The organism is Rhizobium leguminosarum, from assembly GCF_010668065.1.
GTDB classification, from domain to species: Bacteria; Pseudomonadota; Alphaproteobacteria; order Rhizobiales; family Rhizobiaceae; genus Rhizobium; species Rhizobium leguminosarum_S.
The window spans coordinates 643,393-669,516 of sequence record NZ_WUEN01000002.1 but is presented as its reverse complement, the minus strand read 5'-3'; the positions used below and the strand labels follow the sequence as shown (position 1 = coordinate 669,516).

Here is a 26,124-nt window from a genome sequence, read left to right as displayed (position 1 = left end):
CGTGATCTCGTCCGAGAACCGCCGAGACTTTTCGGCATCATGCTCGGCACACTGCGATTTTTCACCCGTAAGCTATGGTTATCAACTTCTCAAAAAAATCGCACTGATTCCAGCATCTTAACTGCGTGGTAATACTAACGCGTTTTAATAGACTCACAAATGGTTGCGTTCTCAGTGGGTCGAGTCATGCGTTTCAGTCTTTCGCCAAAGTTCGGGAAGTCGGCCGGTAATCTTCTGGTCATTAGCCTGCTGGCAAGTGCCGCAACGGGCTGCAGTTCCGATGTGACACGGTTTGGCGGCTTGTTTTCCTCCTCCGGGCAGGACCAGATCACCACAAGTTCCATTCCGCGCAGGAATATGAACGGTTCTCAGGGCGATCCTGTGCCGCGCGCCGATCTTAGCAGTTCGGCCGTTGCCAGCCAGTCGGGCTACGGCGGCGGCAATGACGCTTTGAACCAGCCTTATCCCGCCCGCCAGGGTTACGATCCGACCCGCACGTCGAGCTCGAGCGCACGTCTCGCTTCCGCGCCGGTCTCAGTGCAGCGTTCAGAGCTGGCCGCGCCGACGGCCGTTGCTCCGTCCCGGCAGCGGGAAAAGGAAGTTGCGCTCGCCCAGCCTTTCCCAGCTGCGCCGCAGGCCGAAAGGCCCCGATTGGTGGCGCCGGCGGCACCCAAGGTGACGCCTGATACGCTGACGACAGGCACGACGCCGAAGGTTTCAGGCTGGTCCGCGACCAACGCTCCGTCGGTGACGCTGCGTCCGGGTGAAAACATCGCCACGCTTTCCAGGCGTTTCGGCGTACCGGAAAAGGAAATCCTCCGCGTCAATGCTCTGAAGACGGCATCTGCCGCTCAGCCCGGCCAGGCGATCCTGATCCCGACCTTTAACGGCGGCAATGCCGCCAAGGCAGCATCGCAGGCGGCTGACCTTTCCAAGCCCGGCAAGATGCCGGCGCCGAAGGCGCCTGAGCAGAACGTCGCCGTCGTTCCGGGCGCCAATTCCGCCCGCGACAAGACGCTGGCGAGTGGCGATGTCACCGGCAAACTTCCCGCCGGCGCCGGCAAGGATCCGAAGGCGCCTGCCGGCACCTATGTCGTCAAGCAAGGCGATTCCCTGGCAAAGATTGCCAAGGCGACCGGTAGCAATGTCGACGACCTCAAGGCTGCCAACAATCTTTCGGCCAGCTCGCTCCGCATCGGTCAGGCTCTGAAGATCCCGAACGGCACCGCCGACAATATCAAGACCGCCTCGATCCCGGCCGAGAAGGTCGATCCGAAGCCGACCCAGCCGGCGGCTGCCCAGCAGACGGCTTCCGTTCAGCCCGCACCCTATAAGGCGCCGGCCGCCACGCAGACCGTCGACGATGTCGAGAAGAAGTCGGACGTCAGCTCCGCCGCGCCGGAATCGACCGGCATCGGCAAATATCGCTGGCCGGTGCGCGGCCAGGTCATTGCTTCGTACGGCGCCAACGTCAACGGCAACCGCAATGACGGCATCGACATCTCGGTACCGCAGGGCACGCCGATCAAGGCTGCCGAAAACGGCGTCGTCATCTATGCCGGCAACGGCCTGAAGGAACTCGGCAACACGGTTCTCGTCCGTCACGACGACGGTACCGTCACCGTCTACGGCAACGCCGATACGCTGAGCGTCGCCCGCGGCCAGAAGATCCAGCGCGGCCAGACCGTCGCCGTCTCCGGCATGAGCGGCGACGTCAAGCAGCCGCAGGTCCATTTCGAGGTGCGCAAGGATGCGTCCCCGGTCAACCCGATGACTTTCCTGGAATAGGTATAGCGTACCAGGAAACGCAAAAGCCCGGCCGCCAGCCGGGCTTTTGTCATTTGACGGATGCGGCCCAAAAGTGGGTAGCGGTTTTGGGAGAACGACGTGCATAAGCGCGCCGCATGAATTCCGATTGGCGCGACGCGCTTCAGCCCCGGTCGATGTGAACCCGCATGCGCCCGGCCAGATCCTGAATATACTGCCAGGCGACGCGGCCGGAGCGTGCACCGCGCGTCGTTGCCCATTCCAGCGCTTCGGCATGCATCTTGTCGCGTTCGAGCCCGAGCTTGAAGTGATCGGCATAGCCGTCGATCATGCCGAGATAATCCTCCTGGCTGCATTTGTGGAAGCCGAGCCAGAGGCCGAAGCGGTCGGAAAGCGAAACCTTCTCCTCGACCGCTTCCGACGGATTGATCGCCGTCGACTGCTCGTTTTCCATCATGTGGCGCGGCAGGAGATGGCGCCGGTTGGAGGTGGCGTAGAAGAGCACATTGTCCGGCCGCCCTTCGATGCCGCCGTCGAGTGCCGCCTTCAGCGACTTGTAGGCGGTGTCGTCGTGATCGAAGGAGAGATCGTCGCAGAAGACGATCACGCGGTACGGCGTGTCCTTCAGGAGGTCGAGCAGATTGGGAAGGCTGGCGATATCCTCGCGGTGGACTTCGACCAGTTTCAGCGAGGCGCTGCTCTCGCGCCTGACATCCTCGTGCACGGCCTTGACCAGTGAGGATTTGCCCATGCCGCGCGCGCCCCAGAGCAGCACATTGTTGGCGGCATAACCCTCGGCGAAACGCACCGTATTCTCGTGCAGGATGTCGCGCACGTGATCGACGCCGCGGATGAGCGTCAACGCCACCCGGTTCGGCCTCCTGACCGGCTGCAGATGCTGGCGCAATGGCGCCCAGACGAAACAGTCGGCAGCATCCCAGTCGTTGAGGGCGGGTGCCGGTCCGGCAAGACGCTCGACGGCGTCTGCGAGCCGCTTCAGCTCGGCAAGTAGGGCTGTGTTGATTTCCTCGGTCATCGGTGGCCTCCTGATGTCTCACTGCGGCAATCCGCTTTGATCTTTCGATGCCGCTAATGCATGTCGCCCGGAAGCGGGGAGCGGTTCCGGGATAACGACATGCTTGAAAACAAAAGAGCTAAAGCGCGTCGCATCGATCAAGTTCGATGCGACGCGCTTTAGCATGGCGTTTTGGTGGCGGAAAGGTTATGAGGCAGCGGAATCGGTACGGTTTCCGGCTGTTTCTGTTGCATTCATCGAAGCCGTAACTATAGTCCGGCAACCTGAAAAGAGAGGCGGAGTTCCGCCGCCCAAGCCTGAGGAGTTTAGCATGTTCATCACCCCGGCATTCGCCCAGAGCGCGACCGATACCGCAACGGGATTCGGCGGCTCCGGTTTCGAAATGATCATCCTGTTCGTGCCGCTGATGGTCGTCTGGTACTTCCTGCTGATCCGTCCGCAGCGCGCACAGGCAAAAAAGCGTGAGGAAACCCTGAAGGCGATCCGTCGCGGCGACCAGGTCGTCACCGGTGGCGGCCTCGTCGGCAAGGTCACTAAGGTGATCGACGAAAAGGAAGTCGAAGTCGAGATCGCTGACGGCGTGCGCGTGCGCATCGTCCGCAGCGGCATCTCCGAAATTCGCGTCAAGGGTGAACCGGTCAAGGCCGACGCGGCGTAACAAGCGATAACGGCAGGACCGCCGGATCGGAAGATCGTCGAGAGAATGTTGCATTTTTCCCGCTGGAAAACACTTCTGATTTGGCTGGCCGCGTTTGCGGCCATCGTCATCGCTGCGCCCAATCTGCTGACTGAGGCGCAGCGATCCTCCCTGCCGGACTGGTTGCGGCACGACCGCGTAGTGCTTGGTCTCGACCTGCAGGGCGGCTCGCATATCGTTCTGAAGGTCGAGCGTTCCGATATCGTCAGGGACCGCCTGGAAGAGGTGGTCGCGAATGTGCGCAACGCGCTGCGCGGCGCCGGCATCCGCTATACCGGGCTGACCGGCAATGACCAGACCGTTACCGTGCGCATCACCGATGCGGCCCAGACACAGGCGGCGGTCGATCTCCTGAAGCCTCTGACGACGGCTGGCGGTCATTCGGGACCTGAGGTCGCGCTGCAGCAGGGCGAAGAGGGGCAGCTCTCGCTGCAGATTTCCGACGCCGGCATTACTGCTGACGTCGCTTCCGCCCGGACCCGCTCGCTCGATATCGTTGGCCGCCGCATCGCCGGATTCGGCAATGATAATTTCCTCGTTCGCCCCGATGGCGCCGACCGCATCGTCGTGCAGGTGCTGGGATCGATCGATGCGGAGCGGCTGAAGAACATCCTCAACCAGCCGGCCAAGCTTTCCTTTCACCTGATCGACGAAAGCATGTCGGGACAGGAGGCGCTGAACGGCCGCTGGCCGGCGACATCGCAGGTGCTCTATTCGCTTGACGATCCGCCGGTACCGTATCTCGTCGACCGCACGGCTTTCATCACCGGCAGCAACATGGTCGATATCGAGCCTGTCGTCGATCCACAGACGCAGGATACCTCGATCGCCTATCGTCTCGATGCCGAAGGCACGCAGCGGCTGGCCCAAGTGACCGGGCAGAATATCGGCAAGCACCTTGCCATCGTCTTTGACGACCAGGTGATGTCGTCACCGGTCATCGATGCGGCGATCACCGGCGGCGAGGGCCGGATTTCGGCAAACTTCTCCGAGGATGGCGTCCGCGACCTTGCGATCATGCTGCGCGCCGGCGCCTTGCCGGCGACGCTGACCAGCGTTGAGGAACGCAGCATCAGCCCGAGATTCGGCGCCGATTCCATCTTCAACGGTCTCGTTGCCGGCCTCGTCGCCGTCGTATTGGTCGCGGCATTGATGATCGCGCTCTATCGCATCCTCGGCCTCATCGCCGTCGCCTCGCTCTTCCTCAACCTGATCCTCATCGTCGCGGTGCTCAGCCTTGCCGGCGCGACGCTCACCTTGCCGGGGATTGCCGGCATCGTGTTGATCGTCGGCATGGCGGTCGACTCGAATGTTCTGATCTATGAGCGGATCCGCGAAGAGGAAAAAACCACCCATTCCTTTGCGGAGGCCGCCGGTCGTGGTTTCTCGCGCGCATTCGCAACGATCGTCGATGCCAATGTGACAATCTTCATTGCTGCCATCATCCTCTTCTTCCTCGGCAGCGAATCCATCCGCGGTTTCGCGGTAACGCTGGCGATCGGCATCCTGACGACCGTTTTCATGGCATTCACGCTGACGCGCTCGATTGTTGCCGTCTGGTTGAGAAGGCGCCATCCCCGGCATCTGCCGAAGAGCGTGCTGACCCATCTTTTCGAACACGCCAATATCCGCTTCATGGGGATCCGCCGTTATGTCTTTACGGCGTCGGCGGTCATCTCGCTGATCGCCATGGCCGCCTTTGCCACCGTCGGCCTGCATCTCGGCATTGATTTCACCGGCGGCTCGCTCATCGAGGTCACGGCAAAGCAGGGCAATGCCGACATCGCCGATCTCAACGCGCGCCTCAATGATCTCAATCTCGGTGAGATCAGCGTCGAGCGCACGGGCGGGCCGGCGAACGCGCGGATCCGCATCGCTTCCCAGGGCGGCGGCGAAAATGCCGAGCAGTCGGCGGCGACGCTGGTGCGCGGCGAGCTCCAGGAAGATTATGATTTTCGCCGCGTCGAGATCGTCGGTCCCGCCATCTCGGGCGAATTGACGATGATGGCGACGCTTGGCGTGCTTGCAGCACTTGCGGCGATCCTGATCTACATCTGGATCCGCTTCGAATGGCAATTCGCGGTCGGCGCCATCGTCGCCACGCTGCACGACGTCATCATCATGCTCGGTCTCTTCGTCCTCACCGGCATCGAGTTCAACCTGACGAGCGTCGCCGCCGTGCTGACCATCGTCGGTTATTCCCTGAACGATACGGTCGTGGTCTACGACCGAATGCGCGAGAATCTGAAGCGATACAAGAAGATGCCGCTGCCGATCCTGATCGATGCTTCGATCAATCAGACGCTGTCGCGCACCGTTCTGACCGCGGCGACGACGCTGATCGCCTTGCTGGCGCTCTTTCTCTTCGGCGGTGAAGTCATCCGTTCCTTCACCTTTGCGATGCTCTTCGGCGTCGCTCTCGGCACCTTCTCTTCGATCTATATCGCCGCTCCTGTCTTGATCGTCTTCCGGCTGCGGCCGGAGGCTCCCGACGGGGAAGAGAGCAACAAGACGGATGCTGGTGTAAAATCCGGCACGGTGGTTTGAAAACATGGCAAAAGGCATAGAAATCCGCGCCGCGCATTTCCCTGGGCGCGCTCCGATCGATGCATACGGCAATGGCGGCTTTCGTTTTGCCGACATGTCGCATCGCGGCTCGATCCTTTGCTTGCCCTCCGGCATTCATGGCTGGGACATGGACATGTCGAAACCGCTCTCGCCTGAAAATTTTCGCCGGGTGCTGGATGAGGCCGCCGATATCGAGGTTCTGCTCGTCGGTACCGGAACCGAGCTTCGCCGTCTGCCCGAAGAATTGAGGCTGGCGCTGAAGTCGCGCGGCATCTCCTCCGATCCGATGAGCACCGGGGCTGCAGTGCGCACCTTCAATATCATGCTCGCCGAGCAACGTGCGGTCGCCGCGGCGTTGATTGCGGTCTGACGATGACTGAAGCGCATATTGCGACCAACCAGGACATCTGCCTGGCGATGCTGCGTGACAGCGATCGCGACCGCTATCTCGCCTGTCTACTGTCGCCGGAGGAAAAGCGCGGCGCGCTTGCAGCTCTTTACGCCTTCAACGCCGAGCTTGCCCGCATCCGCGATCTCGTTCACGAGCCCTTGCCCGGTGAGGTGCGGCTGCAATATTGGCACGATCTCCTGGAAGGCAGCGCACACGGCTCGACGGCGGCCAATCCCGTCGCCGCAGCCCTTCTCACCGCGATCGAAACGCACCGCCTGCCGCGCAAGACGCTGATCGACATGATCGAGGCCCGTACCTTCGATCTCTATGACGATCCGATGGAGACACGTCTTTCGCTTGAAGGCTATGCCGGCGAAACGGCATCGGCGCTGATTCAGCTCGCAAGCCTGGTGCTTTCGCCGGAGGAGGCCGCACGCTCGGCCGACGCCGCCGGCCATGCCGGCGTCGCCCAGGCGGTCGCCGGGCTGTTGCTGCTGATGCCGCTGCATCGCCGCCGCGGCCAGATCTATATTCCGCTGCAGATCCTTTCGGCCACCGGTCTCGACCGCGATGCCTTCGTCGCCGGCGAAGACCGGCCGCGCATCTCTGCCGCCATCGAGGCCTTCGCCGGCCTCGGTCGCGAACATCTGGCAAAGGCGAGGGCGGCGGGGTCGATTGCGCCTGCCGTCTTTCCAGCCTTCCTGCCGGCGACGCTTGCCGAACCGGTGCTCGTCAAGGCGCAGAAACGCGGCGCCTTGCTGTTCGACCGGCCGCTGCAGCCGCCGCAGTGGCGCCGCCAGCTGCGGATGGGGCTGGCTGCAGCACGCCGAAAAATCTGATATCGGTCAAATTCGCGCAAGTCTCGCGCGTTACAAGGCTTCGACCGCTACCTTTGAACGGAGACTCGGCGTGGGCATTATCGTCTGGTGCGTCCTTTTCGCCATCGTCATTTTCTTTGCTTTCGTGGCAACGCGCATGGCCGCGCAGAACAAGGAAGATGGCCTGCATGACACGGGCCTCGCCATCATCGAGTTCGGCCGTGCCTTTCCGAACGAGGCGATCCGTCAGCTGCAGGCGACGGAAAGCGGCCAGGCCGTCTTTGTGCGCCTGCACGACAACAAGGCCGGCTTCATGCGCAACATGTCGCGCCATTTCTCCTGCCACCTGATCGAGCCGGGCCGGGTGCGCGTCGTGGGCTCGGAAACGGGCAGGGGACTGGTGATCGACTTCCTCGATGCACCCCATCACAACGGCGATTTCGAATTCGCTTCCGCCAAGGAGGCTTCGGAGGTTTCGCTCTGGCTGCTCGGCAATTATATCGCCGAGCCGGATAAGGACCTGCCGGCCGACAATATTTCGGCGGCGAACAAGCAATAATACATGTCGCCCAAAAGTGTGCATGGGTTTTGGGATGGTGACATGCATAAAAGCAAAGTCTTCGAGCGCGACGTGCTTGAAAGCGCCGATCAGGCGCTTTCGGCAAGCGTCGATTCTTGACCGAGCCAGGCCGCGCAGTCGGCAAGCGCGCGGCGTGCGATCAGCTGCCGCTTCATGATCGTCTTGTCTTTGCCACGAAAGCGCTTGACGCCTTCGGGCTTGACGATCGAACCCGGCTGGAGCTCCGGAAACAGCCCGAAATTGATGTTCATCGGCTGGAACGATCGTTTGCCCGGCTCCTCGTCGGTGACGAGGTGCCCACCGGTGATATGACCGAGCAGCGAGCCGAGCGCCGTCGTCGCCGGCGGTAGCGAGATCGCCTCGCCCTTGCGTTCGGCGGCGGCGAAACGCCCGGCCATCAGCCCGACGCTGGCGCTTTCCACATAACCCTCACAGCCGGTGATCTGGCCGGCAAAGCGCAGACCGGGCCGCGATTTCAGCGTCAGCGACGGATCGAGCAGGGTGGGGGAGTTGATATAGGTGTTGCGGTGCAGACCGCCGAGACGGGCAAATTCCGCATTTTCCAGACCCGGGATCATCCGGAAGATATCCGCCTGCGCGCCATATTTCAGCTTCGTCTGGAAGCCGACCATATTGTAGAGCGTGCCGAGCGCATTGTCCTGCCGCAGTTGCACGACGGCATAGGCCTTGACCGTCGGATTATGCGCGTTCGTCAGCCCCATCGGCTTCATCGGTCCGTGGCGCAGCGTCTCGCGGCCGCGTTCGGCCATCACCTCGATCGGCAGGCAACCGTCGAAATAAGGCGTGCCCTCCCATTCCTTGAAACCGACCGTGTCGCCGGATATCAGCGCGTCGACGAAGGCATTGTACTGCGCCTCGTCCATCGGGCAGTTGATGTAATCCTTGCCGGTCCCGCCGGGGCCGACCTTGTCGTAGCGCGACTGATACCAGCAGATATCCATGTCGATGCTCTCGCGATAGACGATCGGCGCGATAGCGTCGAAGAAGGCGAGCGAATCCTCGCCGGTTTCCGTCTGGATGGCGCTCGCGAGCGACGGCGCCGTCAACGGTCCGGTGGCGACGATGGCAAGATCCCAATCCTTTGGCGGCAGGCCGGTGACCTCTTCACGCACGACGGTGATGAGCGGATGGTCATGGACCGCTTTGGTCACCGCCTCGGAGAAGCCATCGCGATCGACGGCCAGCGCACCACCGGCCGGTACCTGGCACCGGTCGGCAGCGGCCATGATCAGCGAGCCCGCCATGCGCATCTCAGCATGGATGACGCCGACGGCATTGCTGGTCGCATCGTCGGACCGGAAGGAGTTGGAGCAGACGAGTTCGGCAAGACCGTCGGTCTTGTGCGCATCCGTGCCGCGCACCCCGCGCATTTCATGCAGGATGACCGGAACGCCGGAACTGGCGATCTGCCAGGCGGCTTCCGAACCGGCAAGCCCGCCGCCGACGACGTGGATGGGGGAATAGGAGGAAATCGTGTTCATTCCGGGCTGATATCATGTCGGCAGGTGCGATCCAACACCCTGGAATCAAAAACGGCGCCCTTGGGCGCCGTCTTGGAAGCATCGTACTCGCTATTAACGGAACGAGCGGGATGCGATATTCCGGATGTCGTAGCGGCTAACGCCGATATCGGACAGGGTCTGGTTCGAAAGGCCGCCGAGTTCATTGAGCGTACGACGGTAGCTGAGCCAGCTTCTTGCAATGCGGATCGGGTTCATTGTCTTCTTCCTATGTCCGCGGGACGGCGGGATCGCCTGTCTCTCTGCGGTTGATGTTTATATAGGCGAGAACCGTCCGATTGTGCAGTGCAAATAAAAGGCGTCTGCCATGCAATTGTGCACTATGATGCTCTTCAATTAAGCAGAGGATATTTTTTGAGCGGGCTAACGAGTGGGAAAAACCTGCAACCGCCGCGGCCACCACGTGCAGACAAAAGAAAACGCCCGCTGTGGGTACAGCGGGCGTTTCGATCGAGAACAATCGTGCTTGGGAGGAGCAGTGATCGCCTGGAATTAGCGGTGAGAAGCCTCACGGGCAACGCGATGGATGTCCGAACGGTCGATGCCGAGATCGTGCAATTCGCGGTTGGTCATGCGGCCGAGTTCCGTGACGGTCTGACGATACTTGCGCCAGTTATTGAAAGAGCGAGAGAAGTTCATGTTAAGCCCCTTTCCGAGGGTTTCATCCGCCAGCAGCCACCGATCGGCGCTGACCTCTATTTGATGACCCGAATATATGTTGCAACGCGAAAGACTAAAACAGACAAGTTTTCAGATCACCTATGCGAGCTATGCAATGCTCAAAGGGTATTTGACGCAGACTTACCATTTTTTGGTCAACGAATAGGCAGAATGACTTTTGAGAAAGCAGTTCGATTGGGAGAGGCGAATGGGGTGCCATAACAGAAAACGCTGCTTCCTCCGGTGATTCCGCCCGTGCTTCCGCTGCAAAGAGGCGTTCCGTTTCGCATTGGAAGTCGCCCACCCCTTCGCGGGGTTGGTGGGTCGGCGTGACGACAATATGGCATGACGGCGCCATGGGACGAAAATCCTCTCGCCGCCAAGGTTTTAATGAAGCTTTGACTAAACAAAAAAGCCCGCCGGGGGAGGATCCGGCGGGCGCGTTATGGTGACTGACAACTGGGAGGAGGAGTGTTGCCAGTCTATCGCAGCGCGCTGGGAGGAGGAGTGCGCGGCTACGAATCTCGTCACGGACAAAGCATCCGCAGGCCTCCGGCTAATGCCGGGCCGGGGCGCCATCCCCGTGCTTCGATGTGTTGATCAATAGTATGACTAATGAGTATTGTGCAGTGCAATAATTTCATGAGGGATATGCAGAGATCGCATACCTCTCCGTCCATAGGCTTATATTAGTGCTTCTGACGTTAGCGGCCGGTTAACACTCGATACTATTTAGACCAATGAGGAACTTGTATATTTGTCGCAAGAGCGTTTGCGAACACCCGTGCTGCGTCTATAACGGCGTGAGCTGCAGCGCCGCAGTCGACGTTGCGGAAATCGAGGGGTTGAGCATGTATCGCGGCAGATTGGAGCGGGATCTCTCGCTCTGGGTGGGCAAGGGCCTGCTCGGGCAGGAAACGGCAGGTGCGCTTCTCGCCGAATATGACAGCCGCCCGGCAAGCTTCAGCCTCGGCAGGGTGCTGATGGCGCTGGCAGCGGTGCTGCTTGCAGCTGCCATCCTGCTGGTCGTCGCCTCCAACTGGGAGGCCATCCCGCGCCTGGTGCGCGTGGGCGGCATCCTTGCCCTGATCTGGTTCGTGCATATCGCCGCCGCCCGGATGCTTGCCCGCGGTGCGACAGCGGCCGCAGGCGGGTTGCTGGTCATCGGCGCGATGAGTTTCGGCGGCGCCATCTCGCTGGTCGGGCAGATGTATCACCTCTCCGGGGACGAGCAGACGGTGATGTATCTGTGGTTCGCGATTGCGACGGTCTCGGCGATCCTGTTCCGTTCGGGCGCCGTGACCGTCGTCGCCGGCTTCCTCTCCTGGGCGTCCTTCGCCGTCTATCTTCAAAACAACGACACGCATTGGATAGGTTTCAACCCCTGGATGGCGCCCGCCATGGCGGTGATCGTCATCGGGCTGGTGCGGTATACCGGCGCTGAGCGAGCCCGCCATCTGGCCTACCTGCTGCTGATCGGTTGGCTCGCCTGGCTCTATACTCTTTATGAGGAGATCGCCGTGGCGCTTGCGTTTGCAATCGGCGGCATGGCGGCCTTCGTCCTGACGGCGTTGCCGCTTCGGCCTATTGCCTCCTTGGTCAGAAGCGCCGGTGCGGCTCCTGCCTTCTACAGCTTCCTCGTCGCCGTAATCGGCTTCCTGCTGCTGCATATCGAGATCGAGGATGGCTGGGGGCTGGTGGTGCTCGGAGTGGTGACGCTTGCCGCTTCCGTGCTGGCGATCGTCCTGCGTGGCAGGGATAATGGCGCGGTGCGATATCTCGCCTACGCGACCTTTGCCGCGGAGATGCTCTATCTCGCCTCCGTCACCGTCGGCTCGATCCTCGGCACGTCGAGCCTCTTCCTCTTTTCCGGTCTCGTGGTCGCGCTGGTTGCCTGGATGGTCATCCGTCTCGAACGGCGTTTTTCGGCGAATGCACAGGGGGAGCGGGCATGAACTCGTTCATGGCAAAACTGCAATCCGGTAAGGGCTATCTGCTTTCGGCCATCATCGTCGCCGGTCTGCAGACGCTTATCCTCGGCACGATCATCCAGAGCCGGGCGTCGATCCTCAGCGATGGCGCCGAAGTGCTGCTGAAGACGGCGCCCGTCGATCCGCGCGATTTCCTGCGCGGCGACTACGTCGTCTTGAATTACGACATTTCCTCGGTGCCGGTGCAAACGGTTTCCGGCGGTATTCCCGCCGAGGCCGGCGAGCGGGTGTTATGGGTCCGGTTGAAGAAGCAGGAGGACGGTTTCTGGACGGTGACCGAATCGTCCTTTCGCGAACTGCCTCCGCAGCCGGAGACCGTGATCCTGCGCAGCCAGCCATTTTATAGTGGCGGACTTGCCGCCGGCGACAGCATGCGTGTCGAATACGGCATCGAGCGCTACTACGTTCCCGAAGGCGAGGGCAAGCCGATCGAGGAGGCCCGCAATGACGGCAACGTCGCCATCGCAGTGCGTGTCTCGGCTGATGGAAGCGCACAGATCCGCAGCCTGCTCGTCGATGGCAAGCCGGTTTACGACGAGCCGCTCTACTGATCGCGTCACACTTCGGGGCAGGGTGGTTCCGGGGCTGCAAATCCCCTGTCATTTGCCGTTCATTTTTCCTTTGCCTCGACCAAATCGGGTGATCTCGTTGCCTCCGGCGGGTTCAAGGAAGGCTGCTCCGAGGCAACGCTCAAGTCCCTCGCGGTGCTGGGCAAGACCCACAACGTCAACCGCGTGATCGTCGAAGCCAACTTCGGCGACGGCGTGTTCACCCAGCTCCTGAAGCCGGTGTTCACCCGCGTACATCCGGTGACCATCGAGGAGGTCAAGCACTCGACCCAGAAGGAGCGCCGCATCTGCGACGTTCTCGAGCCTCTCCTCAACCAGCATCGTCTCATAGTCGACGCTGCGGTCATCAAGCGTGACCACGAGGCTGAGCCCCATCGGCAACTCTTTTACCAGCTCACCCGCGTCACCCGAGATCGGGGTGCCCTGATCAACGACGACCGACTTGATGCCCTGGCTATCGCTGTGACCTACTGGGTCGAGCATATGGCCCGAGACACCGACAAGACCGCTGACGAACACAAGGCAGCGCTGCTCGAACAGGAGCTGAGGAGCTTCTCCGAACACATCTTCGGGGCACCCACAGACAGCGACCTGAGGTGGTGCAACATCGGTTGAAGACCAACCTATAATTACCACCCACTTAAGGAGAACCCCGAGAGGGGAAGACCAAGGAATAAAGGATGAGGAGAGGAGGGACTGATGAAAAGAGTTCCTCTCTCCAGATGATCTTTATGAAGGACGAGGGTGCATTGACCCCCGATCCACCACCATGATAACCCCCAAGAATCTCTAAGGAGACCTATAGGGGAAACCGATGTTGAAATGGTGGGGAAAGAGCGACCGCTGGATGATCGCCCTTGTGTTGGGCGTTGGGCTGCTCTGCGGCCTGTTGAAGCTCGCCACGGGCAACTGACGCGCGCCCACCTAATAATCTCGCTACCGCTCGATCATCAGGTGTCAAGGTACTTCGAATGAAGTAGAGGACGGCCTAGTGGATTTGTTGAAGCACCTGCAAAGTCGGGACGATTTCAGTGAGAAGATGTCTCGCGCCGAAACAAATATCAAAACTACTACCGAGCTTCTACAAGAGGTATTCGGGCCTCTGAGGGGATCATACCTCCTCTTCAATCAGAATGCGCATGCGCTTCAGCGGTGCAGAGAGATCGCGATAATCGTGGAGCGATTATATGACACTCGCGTGCTCCTCTTGAAGGCCGACCTGACACTTGATCTCGTTCGCCCGCAGGCACAACACGCTCCATTGACATATGGCGAACTGCACACTGAAGCGCAGAGTTTGAGTGATCGGATTGCACTGGATTTTCAAACGTTGCTTATCTTCACAGGCATGCTGCTCGACGTTTGGGCGCAAGTTGCTGGCCACATCCTAGGAGTGCCGCGCCCCTCGAAAAGCAGCTTCATTCACATTGCTAAGGATGACGGCCAAGGACCGTTCGCCACCCTCTGGCAATCTCACAAACAGAGCATTCTCTGGCTCGACGCGTTACCGCGCCTATATCGGAACAAGATGATCGTCCACCGCGAGCGCCCATGGCAGATGAGCAACACTCGAACCTTAGTATTTCTGGACTGGTCTTTCTGGACACCGATCACCAGTGGTTGGGTCACGCCAGAAGAAGGGAAGGCTGCTCTCGAAAAGCTCGTCGCTTTGGCGACGTCTATCGGCCTTAAATCGGAAGGAACGATACACGAGGTGGTGATTCAGTTACTTAGGAACGGTCACCAGCTCACAAAGGAGCAGCGCAAAGAGGCGTACGATATAGCAGAAGAGTTTGGTTTTCACACGCCGTCGTTCCAAGAGTTCGCTCATCAGTTGATGGACTTTCTGATCGCTGCCACAGAAACGTTACACACCAGCATCCGCAGCAATAGCGGTGCGGTCAACCTCGGTGGACGGTGGTAAGTCGTACCGGGGGCGCGGGACGTGCCCTAGACGAAAATTTCTGAAGCAAAAATTTCTGAGGCCAGATCAGATATAAGGAACCGGCAGTTCCCCCCGTGGCCCCTCGACGGCACGCAATCGACCCTTGGGCTGCCACCAATGCTACATCAACGTGACACACGATGGCTAAGCCATTGAAATAATTACTACCTGTGGCAGATGATTGATCTGCATTTGATAGTCTCGTTACGAACTAGTTCGGTATCGACACCTCATCGGCGATTAACTATGCGTCTGTTTCTTCTGGGGTGATAATGCCTTTTGGCTGTTAAAGTCTCGCCTTCAGTTGTTCAATTTCACGCATAACTTTAGTCCTTTCGGCATCGGTCAGAAGCAAGCCCTTATTTGTCTCACCAATCTCTTTCGATAATTTTTCAATCGTTGTGATTGGAGAATGAAGTGATATGAGATCATCGAACGCCCTACCTGACTTTTGGGCCCACATGAACATGGAACCCGCACTAACTACCAGAGCGATAGTCCCCACTACCGTCGCAGAGGTTTCCCCGTGGTCAAAAAACCACAACGCGAGCATCAAGAAAATCGCGCCGAGTACCAAGAAATATAAACCCCTTGCGTGATCTTGTACGATCCAGACTGTGTGTAGATTTCTATCCTTGAGCCAATGAATCTCAGATATTCTTTCGAGTCGCTTCTCGACACTCCTTTTGTATTTCCTGCGGGTTGAGTGGGTAAATAGATGTTGGTTTCTTCCAAGCCACCACGCGAAGACGAACCCAAGTAAAGCAAGGAAGGAGCCGAATTCGCCTCTGCCGAAAATCGCCCACGCTTTCCAAAAGTAATCCATAGGTAGTCCTTCACGACCGTTTGCAACGAAGTTATCGCGCGATTGCTTCGAAATCTATCGGCAAAGCATTTTCTGGTCTTTGTTCAACAAAAATATCGACTCGTTTTCAACGGCTTATGTGAAATGGAGGCCGCACTTAAAATGTGCCACCTTACAATAGATCCACTAGTGAATATGTTTCTCTCACCAAATCGGGGCGCTTAAGTCGGCCTGAGGCGGCGGGTGAGGGGCAGACTGGCCGCTCGATTCTTTGACAATTGAAGACGCTAGCATCAACCCTTGGGGGTTGGTGGGTAGCACTGGGTACAGCGGCGAAGCTGTATCTAGTGTTATTCACTGGTGAATGTAAAGGAGAACATTCAATGTTCAAGGGCACGCTTATCCGCTCCGGCAACAACACAAAGACGGTTAAGGCACTGTTTTCGCGCATGAGCGCGGTCATGAATGAGGTGCGCCAGCTCCAAGACGAGAAGTCACTCATGTCGGTGCAGACCTTCGAGGTCTTCCTCGTGATCGCATCGCAGGAGGGCATAGCATCCTCCGAGATCAGAAAGATAACAGGCATCCCACAGCCGTCTGTAAGCCGAGCTCTAGGTGACCTCGGTGTAAAGGCCGTTCGCCGCGATGCGGAAGGCCTCAAGCTCGTCAAGAGTGAGCGTGACCCCAGCGATCGCCGCAATGTGGTCTGCTTCTTGACCCCTAATGGGAAACTATTGGCTGCCCGCATAGCACAGCTAATGGGCACCAGCGAGGAGAAGATAGACGCCTCGTTTCAGAATGGTGCTCAGTGAGGGAGGAAAAGCCCATACCGCCCCTATTTCGGGGACAATTGGCTGCCGTGTGGCGGAAGTGTTTTGAGGCCGCTGGTTGGCCGAAAGAAGCTGCCGATTATATGGCCCCGTGGCTCACCATCGGAGCTAATGATCCACCACCTGAGTGGCAGGAAATTATCTCCAAAGCAAAGGGTGGTGCCCAGTGAGGGACTCGAACCCCCACGCCTCTCAGCGCTTGGACCTAAACCAAGTGCGTCTACCAATTCCGCCACGGGGCAACGAAGGAGTTGCGATGCCTGTGCAGACGGTTTCCGGCGGCATTCCGGCCGAGGCCGGCGAACGGGTGTTATGGGTCCGGTTGAAGAAGCAGGAGGACGGTTTCTGGACGGTGACCGAATCGTCCTTTCACGAACTGCCTCCGCAGCCGGAGACCGTGATCCTGCGCAGCCAGCCATTTTATAGCGGCGGACTTGCCGCCGGCGACAGCATGCGTGTCGAATACGGCATGGAGCGCTACTATGTTCCCGAAGGCGAGGGCAAGCCGATCGAGGCGGCCCGCAATGACGGCAACGTCGCCATCGCAGTTCGTGTCTCGCCTGATGGAAGCGCACAGATCCGCAGCCTGCTCGTTGACGGCAAGCCGGTTTACGACGAGCCGCTTTACTGATCGCGTCGCACTTCGGGGCAGGGCGGCTCCTGGGCCGCAAATCCCCTGTCATTTACCGTTCATTTTTCCTTTGCCTCGACCAAATCGGGTGATATAGAGACGCCGCGCTCCGGAAGGCCTCATGCGCAGGCATAGGCATGCGGTTTTGTGAACGCGGGTATGGTGAAATTGGTAGACACGCCAGATTTAGGTTCTGGTGCCGCAAGGCGTGGGAGTTCAAGTCTCTCTACCCGCACCAAGCTGTTTGCAGGCGGGAGACTAAGAATCGGTTGTTCCAGAACAATTGAGAGTTGTCCCGAATAGCCCGCGAGTGCCATTCCGCTTTGGGCGGAATGATATGGAATTGGGAAAAGCCACGCGCGGCAGGATCGCCGGCGTCGTGCTCATCGAAACGAACGGCGTCTGGGCACGGCCGCCACGAAATGAAGGTAGGAAGACATGCAGGTTATCGAAACGCTCGCTGAAGGGCTGAAGCGCGAAATCAAGGTCGTTATCCCGGCCAAGGACATGCAAGACAAGATGAATGAGCGTCTTGCCGATGTGAAGGACAAGGTTCGCATCAACGGCTTCCGTCCGGGCAAGGTACCTGCCGCTCACCTGAAGAAGGTCTACGGCAAGTCGATCATGGCCGACCTCGTCAACGAGATCGTCCGCGAGCAGCCGGCCGCCATCCTGTCCAGCCGCGGCGAGAAGTCGGCCACGCAGCCCGAAATCGCCATGACGGAAGACAAGGACGAAGCCGACAAGATCCTCGCCGCCGAGCAGGATTTCGAATTCACGCTCTCCTATGAAGTTCTGCCGCCCATCGAACTGAAGTCGGTCAAGGGCATCAAGGTCACGCGCGAAGTCATCGACATCTCGGACGACGAAGTGAATGAGCAGGTCCTGAAGGTCGCCGAAAGCGCCCGCGCCTATGAGACCAAGACCGGCAAGGCCGCGAATGGCGACCGCATCACCATGGATTACGTCGGCAAGGTCGACGGCGAAGCCTTCGAAGGCGGCACCGACCAGGGCGCCGAACTGGTGCTCGGCTCCGGCCGCTTCATTCCGGGCTTCGAAGACCAGCTTGTCGGCGTCAAGGCCGGCGCCGAGAAGACCATCACCGTCACTTTCCCAGCCGACTATCCGGCCAAGAACCTCGCCGGCAAGGAAGCGACCTTTGACGTGTCAGTCAAGGAAGTCGCCGCACCCGCCGCTGTCGAGATCAACGATGAACTCGCTTCCAAGCTCGGCATCGAATCCGCCGACCGCCTGAAGGAGATCGTCCGTGGCCAGATCGAATCGCAGTACGGCTCGCTGACCCGCCAGAAGCTGAAGCGTCAGATCCTCGACCAGCTCGACGAGATGTACAAGTTCGAGACCCCGAACTCGCTCGTCGACGCCGAATATAACGGCATCTGGAGCCAGGTGAACAACGACCTCGCCCAGTCCGGCAAGACCTTCGAGGACGAAGACACGACCGAGGAGAAGGCTCGCGAGGAATACAAGACGCTCGCCGAGCGCCGCGTTCGCCTCGGTCTCGTTCTCTCCGAAATCGGCGAAAAGGCCGGCGTCGAGGTCAGCGAAGACGAGATGCAGCGCGCCATCTACGATCAGCTGCGCCAGTATCCGGGCCAGGAAAAGCAGATCCTCGAATTCTTCCGCAGCCAGCCAGGTGCCGCCGCTTCGATCCGCGCACCGATCTTCGAAGAGAAGGTCATCGATCACCTGCTGACCGAAATCGACGTCACCGACAAGAAGGTGACCAAGGAAGAGCTGCTCGCCGAGGAAGAAGGCGAAGCGAAGGCCGAAACCAAGAAGGCAGCACCGAAGAAGAAGGCTGCCGCCAAGGCCGAAGCAGCTGACGCCGGTGAAGGCGAAGAAGCCGCACCGAAGAAGAAGGCTGCTCCGAAGAAGAAGGCGGCTGACGAAAGCGCCGAATAATCGCTTTTCAGTTCAGAAGTTTGGAAGGGCCTCGCCATCGTGCGGGGCCTTTTTCTATTGTCCAGGTCAGTTCATTCTGGAACGCCTACTCCATTGTGTTTATTCATCAGGAACAACAAAGAGTTGCATTGAAGTATAATTAGATGCAGATTTCGCTGATGGTGGAGGGACCTGAAAATGACCGCAAAGCACGACATGAAGAAGCTCGTCGAGGAAATCTATGCTGTGCGTGACCGTGGCGATGTCGAAGCTACGCTGGCGCTGATCGGCGAGAATTGCACCTTTCGCATGGTCGGCAATACCCCGCTGGCGCCTTTTTCGACTGAATCAAGCGGGCATGATTTTCGCCAAGCGATAACGCAGCTTATCACTGTATGGGATCTATCGAATATCAGGACAGCCGGCATCTATGTGGACGCGGATGAGCATATGGTCTTTGCCCACCGCGAAGGCGAGGTCAGGCACATCCCATCGGGCGTGAGCTTTCATACGGAATTCGTCGACAAGATCCATTTCCGAGATGGGAAACCGGTCAAGATCGTCGAATTCGTAGACACGCTGCAAGTGGCCGAGACGACCAAGATGATCCAAGTCGCTTAAACGGCCAACAAAGTTGGAGCCTTCAAAGCGCGTTGTCAAACTTGATTCATGCGGCGCGCTTTAGCGACATGCATTGGCTTAGAGTTTGATGCTGCCCATGTTTTCGGGCTCAGCCGCCGTTCAAGAATTACCGCTCAATGCGCTGTCAGTTGCGCCACTTTCCTGACATGGCTCACGGCTGCGGCGCCGCCGGCGGTCTGTGTGAAGAGGTGGAGCGTTTCCTCTTCGTCGTCGGCGACCGGCGTCAGAGCCTGATCCATGTAGGTCTTCGACTTCGCGTCCCTTGAAATCAAGAACGCCGAAATCGTCAGGCCAATGATCGTGCCGGCGAGCGAAGCATGTTTGCGGAAGGTTTCCCAGGCAAAGCGCGGCCAGAAGACGAGCGGATTCTCGCGCGGCAGGTCAGGGCGCCGCTCGCCCGGCGTCTTCAGGCGCAGCAGGCCACTTTGTAGCGGATGCACGTTTTCCAGCGGCACGGTGGTCGCGAAGGAGACGAGAACCTTGACGAGCCTTGCGAGCGGTACGCCGGTCGCCACGGCGCGGCGAAGCAAGGTCTTCATATGATCAGGCGAATAATAGAGCGACCAGGCCTCGTGGTAGATGTCTTCCCATTCCTGCTTGCTCATCTTCGGATGCGCGGTGCAGACGTGCTCGACATCGTAGATATTGAGATCGGCATCCATCTCGATGCCCTTCTTCCACAGGACTTGATGGTCCTCAGAGCCGGGCAGCGGCGTGAGGATAAAGAATTCGATGACGTCGAGCGGCAACTCTTCCTGGATGATCGTGATGTCGCGGCGGATCGATTCCGGCGTGTCGGCGGGGAAGCCCAGGATATAGCCGGCGAGCGTCATGATGCCCTGTGCCTTCCAGGCGAGCAGCATCTTGCGGTATTCGGTGATCTTGTTCTGGTTCTTCTTGGCGGCGGTCAGATTGTCAGGATTGACGTTTTCGAGGCCGATGAAGACGCGAGTGACGCCGGCGCGCCTGGATTTCTCAATGAAATTGGGGATCTTGTGGCAGAGCGTGTCGACCTGGATCATCAGGCCGAGCGGAATGCCGTCTCGTTCCTTGAGTTCGATCAACCGGTCGAAGATCGCTTCCCAATCCTTGTTGCGGGCGAAATTGTCGTCGGTGATGAAGAATTTGTGGATGCCCTGCGCCCAGTTCATCCGCACCAGCTTTTCGACGTCGTCGGCCGAGCGGAAGCGCGACTTGCGTCCCTGTACGTTGATGATGGTGCAGAACGAGCACTGATAGGGACAGCCACGTCCGGCATCGAAACTGGTGCTGAGCCCGAGCGTGCGCTGGATATTGTCCTTCGGCAGGAAGGGAACCGGTGTGCCGCCGATGCCGGGAAGGTCGTTCATGAAATTATAGAGCGGCTTCAGCTCGCCGGCGGCGGCATCGCGCAGCACCATGTCGAGCCGGCCCTCGGCTTCGCCGGCAAACATCGAGATGCCCATGTCGCGGCAGGCGTCGAGCCCGACAGCCTTGCCATCCAGCATCGACAAGCAGCCGGAAACATGGAAGCCGCCGATCGAAACCGGCAGGCCGGCATCGCGGAAGGGACGGGCGATATCGAGGGCGCGCGGATATTGGTTGGTCTGGACGCCGACGAGCGCGATCATGCCGAAATTGTCGTGACGCTTGAACTGCGCCAGCAGTCCGGCGATATCGATCCGTGTATTGGTCTCGTCGATCACAGTGATGTCGATGGCCGTATCGTCGCCGAGCACCTTGCGCTCGGCACATTCGGCGGCAATGCCGTAGAGCGCCGCCAGCGAATTGGAGGGGATCATCGCCCGCCACCAGCGGATGACGTAGCCGTCGTCGTCATAATGCGACGGCTTGATCAGGATCAGCTGAAAACGTCTGCGCGCGGCTTCCAAGACATGGGACAAGAGTATCTATCTTTCTTTAGAAGCTTTGCCCGAAGGCAAAATGGCGTTGAAGACACATACAAGCACGGCGTATCAATGCGATTTAGGAGGTCAAACTAAGGCGTAAAAATGCGGCACGGCGCGCAAACGCTTCGCGAAGTGTATTATTCCTCAATATACTACCCGATATCGAGCAGCAATGCGCGATGGTCGGAGACTTCGGGCGCCTCGACCACCTCGAATTTGGCAACCTTCACCCCTGGCGTCACCAGCATGTAGTCGGCAAAGCGGCCCTGCTTCAGATAGTAGGAGGTTCGCGTGTCTACAAGGCCGCTTCCGGTGACGAGGTCGGAAAGCCCGAGTCTGGCGAGAATCGCAAAGGTTGCGCTATCAGGCAGCACGTTGAAATCGCCGCAGACGACGAGATTTTCGTCGCCTGGCCAGACGCCCTCGATAAGCCTGACCAGCGCCATGGCCTGCTCTTCGCGCGCCACCGTGTCGCCCTTGCCTGCGGGATCGCGCAGGCCATGCATGTGGGCGATGCTCACGGTAGAAGCGTGCTCATGGCTGAAGAGACGGATGCAATGGGCGTTCGCGGCCGCGGATGTTCGCCCCAGCCATCAGCGGAAAAACGGCCATGCACGAAGCCCAGCCCTTGGGCGATGACGGAATGCGTTTTGCGCACAAAGGTCGCCAGCCCGAATTCGGCGGCAATGGCGGTATCGCCGTCGAAGAGCTCGCCTCTCGATGTCGGGCAGAAGAAGCCATCGTGGCCGGGCAGGGCGGTGCTGATCTCGGTAAAGAGATTGAAGCGCTGCGGCAGCTCGACATCGCCATCCCGATAGACCGACCAGCCTGTGCCGACGCCGGGTGCGCGCAAAACCTCCTGCAGGCACAGCACGTCGGGATCGGCCGCCGTCACATATTCAATCAGCGCCTCATGAAGCCTGCCGCCCCATGCGTTCAGCGAGATGATGCGCAATGTCATTCGGCTCCATTTGGCGGCCGGACTGAGACGGCAGTTCCCTCGACGACGCGACGGACTTTAGAGTTCCGACTTGATGTCGCCCATCCGGTTCCAGGCATCTAGGCCGGCGATCTTGTAGGCTTCGGCGAGCGTCGGATAGTTGAAGGTGTTCTCGACGAAATATTCGACGGTGCCTTTGAGATTGAGCACCGCCTGGCCGATATGCACCAGCTCGGTGGCGCCTTCGCCGACGATATGCACGCCGAGCAGGCGGCGGGTCTTCAGCGAGAAGATCAGCTTCAAAAGCCCGGTGTCGAGGCCCATGATATGACCGCGCGACGTCTCGCGGAAGCGGGCGATGCCGCATTCATAGGGAATACCGCGCTCCTTCATCTCTTCTTCGGTCAGGCCGCAGGTCGAAATCTCCGGCACGGCATAGATGCCGTAGGGGAAATATTTCGGCGGCTCCTTGGCGACTGCGCCGACCGCGACGCGGGCGGCGATGCGGCCCTGTTCCATCGAGGTCGAGGCAAGGCTCGGAAAGCCGACGACGTCGCCGGCGGCATAGATGTTGGCGACCGATGTCTGGAAGGTTTCCGGATTGACTTTGAGGCGGCCGCGGCTGTCGGCTTCGAGGCCGATGGCCTGAAGGTTCAGCGCATCAGTCGCCCCCATGCGGCCGGCGGCGAAAAGCACCATGTCGGTCGTCAGGCGTCGGCCGCTGTCGAGCGTCAGTTCGACCTTGCCGTTTTCGAGCCTCTCCACCTTGTCGGCCTTCTGGCCGAGCAGCAGCTTCATGTTCCGGTCGCGCAGCTGGTAGGTAAAATCCTCGATGATTTCCTTGTCGATGAAGTCGAGCATTGTCGCCTTCGGGTCGATGACGGTGACGGCGGTGTCGAGCGCGCTGAAGATCGTCGCATATTCGATGCCGATGACGCCGGCGCCGATGACCACCATCGATCGCGGCAGGTCCTGGATGTCGAGCAGTTCGTCGCTGTCGAGAACGGTCTTGCCGTCGAAGGGCATGTAATCGGGGCGGAACGGTTTTGTGCCGACGGCGAGCAGCACGCTGGCGGCGGTGACCTGGGTGGTCTCGCCGTCATCCTTGATCACCTGCAGCGTCGACGCATTGATGAAGCTCGCCTTGCCGCGAATATGCTGCACGCGGTTGCGGGCGAACTGGTGTTCCAGCACCTCGACCTCGTGGTTGAGCGTAATCAGCAGGCGACGGCGCAGGTCATCTGCACTGATCTCTTCCTTGACGCGGTAAGACCGGCCGTAGAAGCCGCGTTCGCGCCAGCCGGAAAGATTAAGCGCAGTCTCGCGCAGCGTTTTGGAAGGGATGGTGCCGGTATGCACGGACACGCCGCCGACGCGTTTGCCCTGCTCGATGACAAGCACTTTCTTGCCGAGTTTTGCCGCCTGGATCGCGCCGCGGCGCCCTGCGGGACCGCTGCCCACCACAACGAGATCGTACTGAAGCATCATCAAGCCCCGGATTGGAAAGGAATCATATTGCGACGCAAAATGTCGCCCGTCCATCGTTAGCCGGTCAATGTTACAGATTGTTTTACGGCCACCTGATTGGTCCTGACGGGTGCTTTTTCGGGCAAGTGAGCCCTTCGGGAAACAGCTTTACGCCATGGGTCGTAGCCGACGAACGCCGGCAGGGCGCGCTTGCCATGCTCTGTGGCTCGACGGTTTTTCATGCGCGGGTGATGTAGTCCGCGGAAATATCGCCGACCTTGGTGACGCCGAGCAATGCCATATTGCTATGCAGTTCCGTCTTCAGGATATCGGCCGCCTTAAGCACGCCCGGTAGGCCCGCGACGGCTGCGGCATAAAGGAACGGCCTGCCCACGAACACGAAACAGGCCCCGAGTGCGAGGGCCTTCATGATGTCCGTTCCACGCCTGAAACCGCCATCGACCATGACGGCAACGCTGTCTCCAACACGGGACGCAATTTCCGGAAGGGCCTGAAGGGGAGATGCGGTGCCGTCAAGCTGGCGGCCGCCATGGTTGGAGACGATCACTCCATCCACCCCGGTGTCGACAGCCCGGGCCGCGTCGTCAGGATGCATGATCCCCTTGACCACGAGTTTGCCGGACCATCTGTTGCGTATCCGCTCCAGATGGCTCCAGTTGAGATGGTCGCGCCTGCCGAAATCGCGCGCGACATTCGAGGAGATGATCGGCGCGCCTCTTGTGGCATAGGAATTTTCAAAATGCGGAATGCCGTGCCGGACGATCGTGCGCAGGAATGTGCCGGTGGTCCAGCGCGAGTGCGAGATGCCCTGCCATGCTAGGCGGAGTCCCGGACGCAAAGGCGTCGAAAATCCGGCCCTTACATTGTTTTCACGATTTGGCAGCGTGGCTGTGTCCACGGTCAACAGAAGCGTGCGCAAGCCGGCCGCGCCGACGCGATCGATGAGAGCGTCGATACGGTCGGGTTCGCCGGGGAGATAGGCCTGAAACCATGCTTGCGGCGAAACCGCAGCGATCTCTTCCAAAGGGATAAGCGATGAACCGCTTATGATCATCGGGATTCCCGATTGATCCGCTCCTTGCGCGAGCACGATGTCACCTCGATAGGCCATCAGCGCGCTGATACCCATCGGCGCGATGCCGAATGGTGCGGCATGGGTCTTGCCGAAGAGGCTCGTCTCGGTGCTGCGTTTCGAGACGTCCCGAAGGACACGAGGCCGGAAGGCATAGGCCTGGAAAGCTTCTGCATTATGCCGCAGCGACGCATTGGTCTCGGTTGCGCCTGCGATATAACCGAACAGCGGCTTTGGCAGATGTTGCCGCGCCTTTGTCTCAAAGTCGTCGAGGCAGAGCACGTCGCGGCAGAGCCGGGTCGATCGATCGGTGTTACCGCTGCGGATCGTCATGGAGCTTCATCTTCTCGGTATTTCGGGCGGGCATTGTCCAGGCTGTGGTGGTGCAGAACTGCATACAATCCCGCACCACCGACTGCTGTCAACTCCGGCATTCCCCCGTCTTCTCGCCTCAGTCTTTTCGCGGCATGGACCGGGGCATGGTCGACGCGCCGGGGCTCTGCATCTCGTCGACGATCAGCCGCGGTGTTTGTTCAGATCAGCTTCAGCCCCTTCAAGCTGACATGCCCATCCTTGCCGATGATGACGTGGTCGTGGACGGTGATATCGAGCGCCTTGGCGGCATCGATGATCACCTTCGTCATGTCGATGTCGGCGCGCGATGGCGTCGGGTCGCCGGAGGGATGATTGTGCACGAGGATCATCGCCGTTGCCGAAAGCTCGAGCGCGCGTTTGACCACCTCGCGCGGATAGACCGGCGTATGGTCGACCGTACCGCGGCCCTGCACCTCATCGGCGATCAGCACATTGCGCTTGTCGAGGAAGAGGATGCGGAACTGTTCGCGTGTCTCATGCGCCATGGCGGCATGGCAATACTGGATGACAGAAGACCACGAGGACAGGACCTGTTTGGTCCTGAGCTCGCTCTTCAGGGTCCGATGGGCGACAGTCGAGATCAGCTTCAGGTCGAGCGCCACGGCCTCGCCGACGCCCTTGACTTCCATCAGCAGCGCCTGCGGCGCACCGAAGACGCCGGAGAGCGAGCCGAACCGCTCGATCAGTGCCTTGGCGATCGGCTTGGTGTCGCGCCGCGGGATCAGGCGGAAAAGCAGCAGTTCGAGGATTTCGTAGTCGGCCAGCGCGGTGTCGCCGAGCTCCCGGAAGCGGTCACGCAACCGCTCGCGATGGCCGTGATAATGCTCCGGGCCGGCGAGCGAGGCGGGCAGGGCGGTCCTGGCATTCGGCGCGGACGGCTTTTGCGGCCGTCCGCCAAAGAACGAGCGTTCGTCGGCGGCAAGGGACTCTTGCGTTGGGAAAGGCAGCTCGTCGTCGGAAGATGTCGAAACGGGGCCATTCGCCATC

The 26,124-nt window shown here is 59.8% G+C and carries 22 protein-coding genes, 2 tRNA genes and 2 pseudogenes; 15 read left to right on the top strand and 11 right to left on the bottom strand.

The window, feature by feature from the left end; all coding sequences use genetic code 11:
• Positions 1-186: 186 nt before the first annotated feature.
• On the top strand, positions 187-1,788 hold the full coding sequence (locus GR198_RS07785; protein ID WP_032984250.1) for a M23 family metallopeptidase: 1,602 nt from the start codon (positions 187-189) through the stop codon (positions 1,786-1,788).
• 142 nt (positions 1,789-1,930) lie between these two features.
• Here GR198_RS07785 and GR198_RS07780 read toward each other — a convergent pair whose 3' ends face one another.
• On the bottom strand, positions 1,931-2,803 hold the full coding sequence (locus GR198_RS07780; RefSeq protein WP_029873092.1) for an ATP-binding protein: 873 nt from the start codon (positions 2,801-2,803) through the stop codon (positions 1,931-1,933).
• Between the two features lie 310 nt (positions 2,804-3,113).
• On the opposite strand from GR198_RS07780, the gene yajC reads away from it, so the two are divergent.
• The 5 genes from yajC to GR198_RS07755 all read left to right on the top strand — a co-directional run bounded on the left by yajC (position 3,114) and on the right by GR198_RS07755 (position 7,836).
• Positions 3,114-3,461: a preprotein translocase subunit YajC gene (gene yajC, locus GR198_RS07775; protein ID WP_003539006.1), complete on the top strand. Its 348-nt coding sequence runs from the start codon at positions 3,114-3,116 to the stop codon at positions 3,459-3,461.
• Between the two features lie 45 nt (positions 3,462-3,506).
• Entirely contained in the window at positions 3,507-6,047 is a 2,541-nt protein-coding gene (secDF, locus tag GR198_RS07770) for a protein translocase subunit SecDF (protein WP_029873093.1), read from the top strand.
• A 4-nt stretch (positions 6,048-6,051) separates the two neighbouring features.
• A complete protein-coding gene (locus GR198_RS07765) occupies positions 6,052-6,438 on the top strand; it encodes an Mth938-like domain-containing protein (protein WP_003539009.1) in 387 nt (128 codons plus the stop codon).
• A gap of 2 nt (positions 6,439-6,440) precedes the next feature.
• On the top strand, positions 6,441-7,298 hold the full coding sequence (locus GR198_RS07760; RefSeq protein ID WP_029873094.1) for a phytoene/squalene synthase family protein: 858 nt from the start codon (positions 6,441-6,443) through the stop codon (positions 7,296-7,298).
• A gap of 70 nt (positions 7,299-7,368) precedes the next feature.
• Positions 7,369-7,836: a hypothetical protein gene (locus tag GR198_RS07755; RefSeq protein ID WP_029873095.1), complete on the top strand. Its 468-nt coding sequence runs from the start codon at positions 7,369-7,371 to the stop codon at positions 7,834-7,836.
• An 89-nt stretch (positions 7,837-7,925) separates the two neighbouring features.
• On the opposite strand, the gene trmFO is transcribed toward GR198_RS07755, so the two are convergent.
• The 3 genes from trmFO to GR198_RS07740 form a co-directional block, all read right to left on the bottom strand.
• Entirely contained in the window at positions 7,926-9,359 is a 1,434-nt protein-coding gene (gene trmFO / locus GR198_RS07750) for a methylenetetrahydrofolate--tRNA-(uracil(54)-C(5))-methyltransferase (FADH(2)-oxidizing) TrmFO (protein ID WP_029873096.1), read from the bottom strand.
• Positions 9,360-9,452: 93 nt separating this feature from the next.
• Positions 9,453-9,596, bottom strand: a complete 144-nt coding sequence (locus tag GR198_RS07745; RefSeq protein ID WP_003539017.1) for a DUF1127 domain-containing protein — start codon at positions 9,594-9,596, stop codon at positions 9,453-9,455.
• A 294-nt stretch (positions 9,597-9,890) separates the two neighbouring features.
• A complete protein-coding gene (locus GR198_RS07740) occupies positions 9,891-10,037 on the bottom strand; it encodes a DUF1127 domain-containing protein (protein ID WP_003539019.1) in 147 nt (48 codons plus the stop codon).
• A gap of 872 nt (positions 10,038-10,909) precedes the next feature.
• On the opposite strand from GR198_RS07740, the gene GR198_RS07735 reads away from it, so the two are divergent.
• The 4 genes from GR198_RS07735 to GR198_RS07720 all read left to right on the top strand — a co-directional run bounded on the left by GR198_RS07735 (position 10,910) and on the right by GR198_RS07720 (position 14,542).
• Positions 10,910-12,013 (top strand): DUF2157 domain-containing protein, encoded by a 1,104-nt coding sequence (locus GR198_RS07735; protein WP_029873097.1) that lies wholly within the window; start codon positions 10,910-10,912, stop codon positions 12,011-12,013.
• A complete protein-coding gene (locus GR198_RS07730; RefSeq protein ID WP_029873098.1) occupies positions 12,010-12,600 on the top strand; it encodes a GDYXXLXY domain-containing protein in 591 nt (196 codons plus the stop codon). Before GR198_RS07735 ends, GR198_RS07730 begins: the two co-directional genes overlap by 4 nt.
• Before the next feature lie 45 nt (positions 12,601-12,645).
• Positions 12,646-13,233 (top strand): phage terminase large subunit, encoded by a 588-nt coding sequence (gene terL / locus GR198_RS07725; protein WP_164068275.1) that lies wholly within the window; start codon positions 12,646-12,648, stop codon positions 13,231-13,233.
• 376 nt (positions 13,234-13,609) lie between these two features.
• The gene (locus tag GR198_RS07720; RefSeq protein WP_164068160.1) at positions 13,610-14,542 is read left to right on the top strand and encodes a hypothetical protein; all 933 of its coding nucleotides are present in this window, start codon (positions 13,610-13,612) and stop codon (positions 14,540-14,542) included.
• A gap of 307 nt (positions 14,543-14,849) precedes the next feature.
• Here the strand turns inward: GR198_RS07720 and GR198_RS07715 are convergent, their stop codons facing one another.
• Entirely contained in the window at positions 14,850-15,389 is a 540-nt protein-coding gene (locus GR198_RS07715) for a hypothetical protein (RefSeq protein ID WP_029873101.1), read from the bottom strand.
• Positions 15,390-15,751: 362 nt separating this feature from the next.
• On the opposite strand from GR198_RS07715, the gene GR198_RS07710 reads away from it, so the two are divergent.
• Positions 15,752-16,180 (top strand): MarR family winged helix-turn-helix transcriptional regulator, encoded by a 429-nt coding sequence (locus tag GR198_RS07710; RefSeq protein ID WP_029873102.1) that lies wholly within the window; start codon positions 15,752-15,754, stop codon positions 16,178-16,180.
• A gap of 175 nt (positions 16,181-16,355) precedes the next feature.
• On the opposite strand, the gene GR198_RS07705 is transcribed toward GR198_RS07710, so the two are convergent.
• Positions 16,356-16,439 (bottom strand) — tRNA-Leu (locus GR198_RS07705).
• Positions 16,440-16,451: 12 nt separating this feature from the next.
• On the opposite strand from GR198_RS07705, the pseudogene GR198_RS07700 reads away from it, so the two are divergent.
• The 4 genes and pseudogenes from GR198_RS07700 to GR198_RS07685 form a co-directional block, all read left to right on the top strand.
• Positions 16,452-16,829, top strand: a pseudogene (locus GR198_RS07700) (GDYXXLXY domain-containing protein); the annotation flags it as partial.
• Between the two features lie 153 nt (positions 16,830-16,982).
• A tRNA-Leu gene (locus GR198_RS07695) sits at positions 16,983-17,067 on the top strand.
• Positions 17,068-17,267: 200 nt separating this feature from the next.
• Positions 17,268-18,752, top strand: coding sequence for a trigger factor (gene tig, locus GR198_RS07690; protein WP_029873104.1), 1,485 nt, complete (start codon positions 17,268-17,270; stop codon positions 18,750-18,752).
• A 177-nt stretch (positions 18,753-18,929) separates the two neighbouring features.
• On the top strand, positions 18,930-19,352 hold the full coding sequence (locus GR198_RS07685; RefSeq protein WP_130707546.1) for a nuclear transport factor 2 family protein: 423 nt from the start codon (positions 18,930-18,932) through the stop codon (positions 19,350-19,352).
• A 134-nt stretch (positions 19,353-19,486) separates the two neighbouring features.
• Here GR198_RS07685 and GR198_RS07680 read toward each other — a convergent pair whose 3' ends face one another.
• The 5 genes and pseudogenes from GR198_RS07680 to radC all read right to left on the bottom strand — a co-directional run bounded on the left by GR198_RS07680 (position 19,487) and on the right by radC (position 26,123).
• Positions 19,487-21,256, bottom strand: a complete 1,770-nt coding sequence (locus GR198_RS07680; protein ID WP_029873105.1) for a B12-binding domain-containing radical SAM protein — start codon at positions 21,254-21,256, stop codon at positions 19,487-19,489.
• A gap of 158 nt (positions 21,257-21,414) precedes the next feature.
• Positions 21,415-22,223 (bottom strand): annotated as a pseudogene (locus GR198_RS07675) (endonuclease/exonuclease/phosphatase family protein).
• Between the two features lie 57 nt (positions 22,224-22,280).
• On the bottom strand, positions 22,281-23,687 hold the full coding sequence (sthA, locus tag GR198_RS07670) for a Si-specific NAD(P)(+) transhydrogenase (protein ID WP_029873106.1): 1,407 nt from the start codon (positions 23,685-23,687) through the stop codon (positions 22,281-22,283).
• A gap of 220 nt (positions 23,688-23,907) precedes the next feature.
• Positions 23,908-25,095 (bottom strand): alpha-hydroxy acid oxidase, encoded by a 1,188-nt coding sequence (locus tag GR198_RS07665; protein WP_164068158.1) that lies wholly within the window; start codon positions 25,093-25,095, stop codon positions 23,908-23,910.
• A gap of 200 nt (positions 25,096-25,295) precedes the next feature.
• Positions 25,296-26,123, bottom strand: coding sequence for a RadC family protein (gene radC / locus GR198_RS07660; protein WP_029873108.1), 828 nt, complete (start codon positions 26,121-26,123; stop codon positions 25,296-25,298).
• Between the last annotated feature and the right edge of the window lies 1 nt (position 26,124).